At 56.6% G+C, this 2,937-nt stretch carries 2 protein-coding genes and 1 pseudogene; 1 reads left to right on the top strand and 2 read right to left on the bottom strand.

The window, feature by feature from the left end; translation table 11 throughout:
- Both AC0L3L_RS36260 and AC0L3L_RS36255 read right to left on the bottom strand, forming a co-directional pair.
- Positions 1 to 86 (bottom strand): hypothetical protein (locus AC0L3L_RS36260; RefSeq protein WP_473642160.1); only part of this gene is annotated, 86 nt, incomplete at its 3' end.
- Positions 87 to 402: 316 nt separating this feature from the next.
- On the bottom strand, positions 403 to 1,629 hold the full coding sequence (locus AC0L3L_RS36255) for an ATP-grasp domain-containing protein (protein ID WP_473642158.1): 1,227 nt from the start codon (positions 1,627 to 1,629) through the stop codon (positions 403 to 405).
- A 242-nt stretch (positions 1,630 to 1,871) separates the two neighbouring features.
- On the opposite strand from AC0L3L_RS36255, the pseudogene AC0L3L_RS36250 reads away from it, so the two are divergent.
- A pseudogene (locus AC0L3L_RS36250) lies at positions 1,872 to 2,104 on the top strand (transposase); the annotation flags it as partial.
- Positions 2,105 to 2,937 lie beyond the last annotated feature (833 nt).

The raw sequence follows: 2,937 nt of genomic DNA, 5'->3' as shown, positions 1-2,937 counted from the left end.
TTGCGCTTGTTGGGAGCAACATGCGTGACATCGGTCGAACCGATCTCGATGAGACCCGCAGACGGAAGCTCGAAGCCGGCGATCATCATCAAGAGTGTCGTTTTGCCGGAACCCGAGGGCCCCAAGAGCGAGAGAAAACTCTCCCGGCTTCACATCGACCTACTGCCGTGACCGATCCGTAGCGCTTCGCGAGCCGGCGGACCGTGAAACTTTCACCCTTCATTACGCCTCCCACATTGGCATTTTGCTTAAATCCATATCGGGCAGGTGTTCAGCAGGGCTCACGATCCCGATCCGAGCGGTCCTCGCCAGCTTATTCAACGTTACATTGTTCGGCGACGATCAGCCTTTACCCCGGGGCACCTGCGCTGGTGCGGAGAGGTGACAGGCCGCTGATTGTTCTTATTGGGCAGGGGTCGGAAATGGTGTGATCGACCAATCGATCAAGTCGACGGCACGCTGAAGTATCGCCTCGGTCTGAGCAAGGCTGGGCGAAGCGGCGATGACATGTCCCATTAGGTCTAGGTAATCGCCTTTCCTGGTGATCGGCGTCTTAGGTTCAACATAAAATTTGACGTCAGCGACACCTGGTACAGCAGCCGCCCGACTGTCGCCATCGATCCAATCGAGGATGCCATCGCGGTCAGGAAGTAGGTTCCTCGTGGCCGCAGTGTGTGAATGTCTTTTGCGCAGATCGCATTCGGCGCCGATGACAAGCTTGATGTGCTCGGTGATGAGATCGATACCGTAAGCCAGCTGAACCCGTTGAGGATTGGTCCCACCCGCAAGTCGCGGATTGACTTCAATGACGACTGGGCCACGTTTCGTCCACCGGAGTTGAATGCTCGTTGGCCCCCAGCCAAGGCCGAGAGCTTGCAGACAGCTCAGTGAAACATCGGCGATACGCTTATGCTCGTCATCAGTCAGCGGGGCCGGAAAGATGGCCCCACGAACGATAAAATGGGGTGGGAGCCCCAACTCAGCGATGCCAATGCCAATGACCTCATTTCCCATTATGTCAGCCCAATAGTATGGGCCTTGTGCGAATTCTTCGACCAGTATCCTCGGCGAAGACAGCCATATGTGCTTCCCACCCAACAGATAGGTCGTATGTTCGGCTAACTCATCGACATTGCGGCACAATCGGACACCGCTGCTGCCGGTGCCTACAGCTGGCTTAAGAACCACCGGCAGACCAATGTCCGCGGCAGAGCTTTCTACGTCCGCCGCATTTGCTGCCAAGCGATAAGCAGGTATTGGAACGCCGGCCTCCGCGAGGAGCTGACGTTGAACGAATTTGTCGCAGCAGCGTTCAACGGACGCGGGGTTCGGGCCCGGTAGATCGAAATGCCGGCAGAGCTTGCCAACTGTCGCATAGACCTCCTCCTCGGCGGCCGTAATGCCGGCAATGTCATAGGTCGCACGCAGCCGGGAACATTCGTGGATCAGCGCATCGAGATTATCAGTGTCGACGCGTATTACCTCAATGCTTTCCGACGCAAGATAGTCGTACCGAGCTGGATCAGCCGACAGGGTAATTGGATGAAGGCCAAGACGCCGGCCCGCTTCGACGAACAGCGGACCAAGACGCCTGTGGCCTTCAATCATGATGAGCGCTCTTCTTGCCATTGGAATTGATCCTCCGTGGTGTGCAGTGCGGCGGACTGGGCGCAAACAGGCGTCAGCTTTTTATTAGTGCCTGACCTCAGACCTTGCGGTGAAGGTAGCATCGTCAGCGATCTGCGGTTGCAAAGATTCTGTAAACTTATTTGAAGGTTTTATCGCACGGCTGATTCAGGATGCAAAAGGATGGCGAGCCGCGGGCAGGCGGCGAGACTGGCGAACTGCTCGGCCCGCACGGATTTGGACTCCAGCGCCACTTTCCGCGCTTCGACGCAAAATCGTTTCGAAGCACGCGCGCGGCATTAGCGTGATAGCCGCAGCGCACCTGGAAGAGCTATACAGCATCGACGTGCCGCCGGAGTTGATCTCAGCAACCAGCGACGCCGTTCTGGAGGAAGTGGCCGAACGTCAGAACCGACCTCTCGACATCTGGTACCCGCTGGTCTTCTATCACGCCATTCGGGTCAAGGTCAGGGACGAGGCTATCTTCGGCCACATAGTCATCGAGGCTTTCCGGCAAGAAAAGCTGTTTCCGGCGGCCCTCCCCCTCGATAAAACCGCCATGCCAATGCGCCCCATTCAACCTGGAGGAGGCTACCATCAATGGGTAGTTTTGACGACACCCTCGTGGACATCGGACAACGTGGAACGCGATCGACTTAGGCGTGAATTCCACGCTCGCCTTGCGGAGCAATCCTCTCCGCCATACCTGGCAAGAAGCCGATCACGACACCTATGGTCGGGTTTGTCGAGTCCGCAACACGGTGTTGTCGGCCTGAGTTCCTGCTGCACTCTCACGTAAGCTATTGATGCTTATGCAGAAGATTTTTTCTGAAGCTCCCTCTGCGCAATTGGCATCTCTCTTGAGACTCCCTCGTCGGAAGGCCGCAGCAGCTGCCGAGCAATTATAAACGTGGATATATTGCCGGTAAGGTTCGCCCTTATATGCCTGTTGCGCGGTCTTGCTCAAAAAGAACAACAGATCGGTCATTGACCGGCGCACGGGTATTACGCAGCGAACAACCAGCCGGGGGATCTTGGAGAGCATCGAGCTGCCCCCCGTGGTAGGAGCATCGCGTGATCCGCGATCCCACCCTGTATCTACGATCGTTGCTAAAATGAGGACCACACTCATGATTGGCCTTTACGCACTCGCGGCATTCTCGCTGGGGCCGCGGCCCACAGGCTAGGTAGACCCTGCATTTTACTTTGCATTTCTTCACTGGGATTCGAAAACATGCCTCCGACACAAGACGTTGCCAGCACGGTCGCCAAACTGACTTATGACGACTTGCCGGCACATGTCCGCGATAA

Source organism: Mesorhizobium sp. WSM4849 (assembly GCF_055811385.1).
The sequence above is the reverse complement of the archived record's forward strand: the minus strand, read 5'-3'. Positions and strand labels throughout refer to the sequence as shown.